Here is a 6,461-nt window from a genome sequence, read left to right on the forward strand (position 1 = left end):
TGTTCTGGGTTAATTATCATTTGTCATTTGTTATTGGGAATAGGGCATTGGGCATTAATTATTCTTTCTCTCCCTACCTCCCCTGTCTCCTCTGCTCCCCTGCTCCCCTGTTCCCCATTCCCCATTCTTAACTAGAGCGGTTATTTTCTAAACCTGGGATTTGTTTAGAAAACAATTCGTTAGAGTTAACCTGACCATCTGAAACGACAGAACGTATGCCCTCTAAAGCAGCAGGAATGGAACGCGGATCTATAAAAATCACCTTGCTGCTATCGCTTTTACCAATTGTCGCGCCCATATCGAGATAACCCAAGGCAAACAAAACTTCTACTGCTTTATTGGCATTGGGGTTATTGTGGAGCTTTTGGGCAATAATTTCTGATGACTCTGCGATCGCCTGCGCTTTCAAAACCTGTTGCTGACGTTCCGCTTGAGCTTTCAGAACGATCGCCTTTTGTTCGGCTTCCGCTTGCAAAATTACGGATTTTTGACGAGCTTCCGCATCCAGGATTTGTGCCTCAGCTTTACCTCTGGCGCTATTGACAGCAGCTTCGCGATCGCCTTCAGAAGTTAAAATTGCTGCCCGTTTGCGTCGTTCTGCTGACATTTGCAATTCCATCGATTCTCGCACTGCCTGAGACGGAATAATATCTCGCAGTTCTACCCGTGTCACTTTCACACCCCAAGGATCGGTAGCAACATCCAAATCTTGTAATAAAAGTTCACTAATATGGGAACGAGCAGTAAAAGTTTGATCCAACTCCAGTTGTCCCATTTCAGCGCGAATTTGAGTCAGCACCATGTTTACCATTGCCGACTGGAGATTTTCTACCTTGTACCAGGCTTTTTCCATATCCACGATGCGCCAGTAAAACACAGCATCTACCTCAATGCCAACATTGTCGCGGGTGATGCACTGTTGGGGAGGAATATCTAAGACTTTTTCTTTGATAGTTTCTCGGTAGACAACTCTATCTACGAAAGGAATGACTAAGTTTAATCCTGGTTCTAGTTTTTTGTTATAACTACCCAATCTTTCCACCAAAGCTTGATTGCCCTGATTAACAACTTTCACCGAACTTGCTACAGCAGAACCACCAAGAGCTAAAAATACTAGTAAAAAAAACTGTTCCATTGTAAATCTCCTAATTTTTATTAATAAAGGAAGTGTGGAGTGGAGGAGATGAGTGAGCAGAGGAAGTAGAGTAAAAAGAACTATTAAATTTTGACAAATGACAAATGACGAATAACAAATGACAAATGCTTAAGAATTCAACAGATTTTCCGGTACAACAATCAAAGTAGTACCTTCCCTCCTAACCACATAAACTCTTTGATGGGGTGGTATGGTAAATTTGTCATCGTCACATCTTGCTTGCCAAGAATTTCCCTCATACCGCACCCGTCCTGTTTTCCCAGGCAGAATTTCTGTTAAGGTTTCAGCTATGACTGCATCCCGAATTTTTGATTTGCGTTGTCTTGGTTGCAAAAACCGACGAGAAAGCATAATTAGGGCTGTGGAAAGCAAAAGCCAAACCACAATTTGTAACCATACACTTCCCATACCCACTCCAGACAGCAGCGCCACCACAAAAGCGCTAATTCCCATCATGAAAGCGACAAACGCTGATGGTAAGAACAGTTCTGTTAAACACAAAACTGCTCCTGCCATCAGCCAGATTAAGGTAAAACTTGGCATAGCGCCATCCTAGTCTCTACATTATTGACGTAAATGCATTTCTACGATTAGATACAGCCAGACGTAAGTTATTTACAGAAAACAAAACTGGGTATTTCTACCAATAATTTTGCTTAATTTCAGTAACAAGGTGTAACTAGCAGTACACAAGTTCAGGTACATAAGTTTAGTTTATTCTAGCCTTCAATTCATTGCCAGCTAAAGTTAATCGAAGTTCATCTATAAAAAAGAATTCTGACTCCCGACTCCTGTTTTATGATTTCTACTCAACTGATAATTTTTTGTATAAATCCACGCTGTAATAGCCCCATTAATCCGATGGGAGATAGCGTTTGTGCCAGTTGCCAAACTCCTTTAGTTCACCGCTATCTGTGGGCGACTGGCTCATTGTCTGCTCAAATCCCACCAGGCACAAAGGTAGCAGATAGGTATGAAGTAATTAAACAACAGATTTGGCTGGATACTCAACCGGGATTGCCGCCAGATGTACCTGAAGAACTGCCAACGGAAGTAATTCCTTATTTACAGTTATATCAACGGTTGCATCTGCCCCAAGCTTATGGGTTTGCTAGTAATCTTGAGGAAGATACAACTGATATCCTCTTATTAGAAAATGCGCCGATAGATAAAACAGGAAATATCTATCCAACTATTGTTGAGACTTGGGAAGAAGCCACGGCAGTACGACAAGTTTATTGGTTGTGGCAAATTCTCCAACTTTGGACACCTCTAGCAGAATTGGGATTTAGCCGCAGTTTACTTGTAGCAGATAACTTGAGAGTCGAAGGTTGGTGTGTGCGACTGTTGGAACTCTATCAAACACCAGCCGATGAAAAGTTGAGTTTACAAAATCTGGGAGAGTGTTGGCAGTTTTGGGTAGTTTCTGCAAAGGCATCAGTAGCCAAAGGGTTACAGAACATTGTCCAGCAGATGTGTGAAACTGAGATTGAGTTAGAGACGATTAATATTCAACTCAATAATTTACTACTAGCAGTTGCCGCCGAATTGCCATTAGTCTTGAAGGTGGCAGGTTCTACAGATATTGGCCCAATGATGGCGCAAAATGAAGATGCTTGCTATCCCAATAGTTTGAGTGATTTAGATGAACCTTTATTGCGCCACTTATCGATTGTTTGCGATGGTATTGGCGGACACGAAGGCGGTGAGGTTGCAAGTCAGTTGGCAGTGCAGTCTGTAAAGTTACAAATTCGCGCTTTACTAGCGGAGGTGACAGAACAAACTGTACTTTTTCCACCTGAGTTGTTGCAGGAACAATTAGAAGCAAGCTTACGGGTGGTAAATAATCTAATTTGTGCCCGCAATAACGAACAAAAACGCCAGGGCAGGGAACGCATGGCTACAACTATTGTTATGGCGTTGCAAGTTCCACAACGAGTCCAGACAAGTACTGGGTGGCAATCAAATAATACCCATGAGCTTTACTTGGCTAATGTTGGCGATAGCCGTGCCTATTGGATTACTCGCAATTATTGCCAGCTATTGACAATAGATGATGATGTGGCAACGCGAGAAGTCCGCCTTGCTAAAAGCTTGTATCGAAAGGCACTTTTTAGACCAGATGCTAGTGCTTTAACTCAAGCATTGGGGACAAGAGATTCAGAATCTTTGCGTCTCAAGGTTCAGCGATTTATTCTAGAAGAAGATGGCATTTTGCTACTGTGTTCTGATGGTTTAAGTGATCGCAACTGGGTGGAACAATCTTGGCAGGATTATGCAATACCCGTGTTAACAGGGCAAATGACAGTTGAAGATGCTGTCCGTAACTGGATTAACTTGGCAAACGAAAAAAATGGGCGTGATAATACATCGGTTGTTCTGACTTATTGCCGTGTCTCTCCAGAATACTTAGTACCTGTGACTCCGGCGTTGCCAGAAGAGATTATAGAAGCAGAAATACAAGAAGAAGAACAAGAGGAATTAGAAGAATTAGAAAAACTAGAAGAACCAACTTCTTTTACAGAAAGTTCGCAAGCTTTGCTAGATTTGGATCTAGATTTGGATCTTTCAGAAGAACCACCTCTCAATCCAGAAATTCCACCAACTTTAATTACAAAACCGAAGCGGGGTAAACGTTTGGTAATGCTGGGAGGAGTGTTGGTGTTGCTTGTGGGGGGTACAAGTCTGGGATTATTTGCTTGGTGGCAAATTAATCCTCAAGGATTACAGCAGATGTGTCGGCAACTTCCCGAAAAAGTGCAGTCAGTGTGTCCGACTGGGAAATAGGTTATCCCGAAATGTTTTAATGTTAATGAGAAATATTCCAGTATTGATAAGGAATATTGTAATTTTGATGAGAAACATTATAACATTCCTTATAGATGTCATAATGTTGATGAGAAATATTCCAGTATTGATAAGGAATATTGTAATTTTGATGAGAAATATTACAACATTCCCTATAGATGTTGTAATGTTTGGGAGAGATATTGGAATCTCGACAAGAACTAATTGTAGATTCAGAGTGATGGAAAAGAAAGTGGCGATCGCTAGTCAGTCATATAAGGCAAGCGATCGCACCACAGATAACTCTACATCACATCTTGGCAATAAAAGAGTGAGAGTATAATAAAAAGAATGCAACGTTTTTTATCGTTAGGACTTACGCAAAGGTAACGAGCTTTTTAATTGTCACGAATGCTTTTAAGTTAAAATCTTTTCTTGATTAACATTGCACATAAGACGACCAAACTTCCAACAATGGTGCTAGGTTCTGGAACAGGCTGCACACTTACTAGCTCAAAGACTGGTGCTGACTCAGTTGTATCACTAATTGTTCTTACAAAAGCACCTATGCTAACAGAACCAGTTTTACCATTAGCAGACCAAAAGGTTGTTGCTTCACTTGTAAAACCCGAAATTAAGCGAACTTGCTCTGTGGAAAATTGCCAGGTATCTACATCTTTAAAATCCAATCTAGGTACTGCTTCATTTCCTGACCAAGCTAATGAAAAATCTGTAATCTCAGTTTTGGAAATAATCCTGTTACCATCTAAATCTTCTCCTGAAAAGCTCCCAGTTACTATTCCACCTTGTGACCAACCACCTTGAGTAAAATTAAAACTGACAGCACCCGCGCTCCCTTGACTCAAAATATTGAATACAGCAATGATTGTGGCAACTGCTAAAGTTTTTTTCAATTGGTAAGCCATAAAATTTTCTTTTAATTGATAGGACTTTTGCAAAACTTTGCTAAAGGAATATTTGGCAACACAGATGATACTCACGAAAATTTAAAACCGATATTAAAAGAAAACTTTCATACTTATGATATCCATATTGTAGTAGATTATGTGGCTTTTTTTGTGGGTCGGAAGTAAATCAAATCCTTGGCTTTAAGCACAACTGAACAGCCTTAACCCTTGGCTGATATCTGGTGCGATCGCTCCTGTGCTTTTCTCTGTTCTTAGCTGCGCGATCGCTTGAAAGCTGCCATTCATGTGATTATCAAAAGGCAGCAGTTGTCTTTGCATTCACTTATCTCCCTCTTACGAGGCTTTGGGTTTGACGAACTTGAGGGTCATGCGATCGCTCTCCCCAATGGTGAGGAAGCGTTGCCTGTCTTTTTCACCTTGGCTCAAGGTTGGAGGTAGTGTCCAAACTCCGCCCGGATAGTCTTTAGTATCTTTTGGGTTGGCGTTAATCTCTGATTTGCCGACCAATTTGAAGCCAGCTTTCTCCACAGCAGCAATTACCCCATCTTCAGACATATAGCCTGTTTTGATACTCTCTTGTAAAGAAATCCCCTTAAGTCCGCGGTGTTCTTCTACCCCTAAGATGCCCCCTGGCTTAAGTGCTTTGTAAGCCGCTGCATAAACCTGCTCGGCATAGCCAGCTTTCACCCAGTTGTGAATATTGCGGAAGGTAACAACCATATCCACAGAGTTTTCTGGGGCTAAGGTAAGTTCATTTGGGGGATTAATTTGGGCTACTTTGACTTTACCAAAAACCTTTGGATTAGCTGCCAGTTTCTCTTGCAAAGCCAGAGCGGGTTTACTTGTGCTAGAAGCCAAGTTAGTAACTATCAGTTGTCCCTTGGGTGCTAGAAATGGGGCTAATATCTCAGTATACCAGCCGCTTCCTGGCCACAATTCAACCACCGTCATATTTGGGCGCAGACCGAAGAATTCGAGAGTCTGGGCTGGGTGGCGGTACTTGTCTCGAAGGCGATTCTGCTCTGAGCGATGACTGCTGGTGAGTATGGTTTGGAGTGTGGTTGTGCCATTGAATGTCGCTTTTTCGCTCTCGTTAGCTAGAACATTGGGAGATATCACAGATGCCAATAGGAGAAAAGCTAGAGTCAGGGCTTTCAGCAAGCCTTGGCGGGGGATGAGATTTTGTGCAAATTTCATAGCTGTTGTTTTCATTTTCCCCTTCAGCATAAAGGTTAATAGCGCTGCGATCGCACACCAACTCACTACAACCACAAATCAACTCTATCGATTGACACTAGTTATCAACGAAGCCAAATAGCGATGTCTACGACAGGCTATTCGGCGTCGCCAAAAGCCACATCCTTGGGTAAAAACCGCTTCAATAGTCCCTAGCAACCTAAAGCTAGGACTAATACCGTTTCTTTGTAAAGCTGCGCCAAATTCTAGCTTTTTTTCAACGCAAAGGTGAGGCAGCGCGGTCAACTCCTGCGGGGAGACGATGCCGCGCATAGCGCCGGCGGCAAGCGAGTCAACTCCCTAGCTATCTAATTGGTATACAAAGCAGGTAAGCTGAAAACTTGCATCTAGCA

At 42.1% G+C, this 6,461-nt stretch carries 6 protein-coding genes; 1 reads left to right on the forward strand and 5 read right to left on the reverse strand.

The features are described 5' to 3' along the window. Positions 1-127: 127 nt before the first annotated feature. Together HWQ58_RS19510 and HWQ58_RS19515 are read right to left on the reverse strand one after the other, a co-directional pair. The gene (locus HWQ58_RS19510) at positions 128-1,135 is read right to left on the reverse strand and encodes an SPFH domain-containing protein (RefSeq protein ID WP_292866123.1); all 1,008 of its coding nucleotides are present in this window, start codon (positions 1,133-1,135) and stop codon (positions 128-130) included. Between the two features lie 129 nt (positions 1,136-1,264). Then, positions 1,265-1,699: an NfeD family protein gene (locus tag HWQ58_RS19515; RefSeq protein ID WP_292866126.1), complete on the reverse strand. Its 435-nt coding sequence runs from the start codon at positions 1,697-1,699 to the stop codon at positions 1,265-1,267. Between the two features lie 255 nt (positions 1,700-1,954). Here HWQ58_RS19515 and HWQ58_RS19520 point away from each other — a divergent pair, with 255 nt between their 5' ends. Beyond that, positions 1,955-3,943 carry a protein phosphatase 2C domain-containing protein gene (locus tag HWQ58_RS19520; RefSeq protein ID WP_292866129.1) on the forward strand — a complete coding sequence of 663 codons (1,989 nt, stop codon included), beginning with the start codon at positions 1,955-1,957 and terminating at the stop codon, positions 3,941-3,943. Between the two features lie 422 nt (positions 3,944-4,365). Here the strand turns inward: HWQ58_RS19520 and HWQ58_RS19525 are convergent, their stop codons facing one another. The 3 genes from HWQ58_RS19525 to HWQ58_RS19535 all read right to left on the reverse strand — a co-directional run bounded on the left by HWQ58_RS19525 (position 4,366) and on the right by HWQ58_RS19535 (position 6,144). Further along, a complete protein-coding gene (locus tag HWQ58_RS19525) occupies positions 4,366-4,869 on the reverse strand; it encodes a PEP-CTERM sorting domain-containing protein (protein ID WP_292866132.1) in 504 nt (167 codons plus the stop codon). 183 nt (positions 4,870-5,052) lie between these two features. Beyond that, positions 5,053-5,190, reverse strand: a complete 138-nt coding sequence (locus HWQ58_RS19530; RefSeq protein WP_292866135.1) for a hypothetical protein — start codon at positions 5,188-5,190, stop codon at positions 5,053-5,055. 15 nt (positions 5,191-5,205) lie between these two features. Then, positions 5,206-6,144 (reverse strand): class I SAM-dependent methyltransferase, encoded by a 939-nt coding sequence (locus HWQ58_RS19535; protein ID WP_292866137.1) that lies wholly within the window; start codon positions 6,142-6,144, stop codon positions 5,206-5,208. Between the last annotated feature and the right edge of the window lie 317 nt (positions 6,145-6,461).

This window comes from Nostoc sp. LPT (genome assembly GCF_017115165.1).
Taxonomy (GTDB): domain Bacteria; phylum Cyanobacteriota; class Cyanobacteriia; order Cyanobacteriales; family Nostocaceae; genus Nostoc.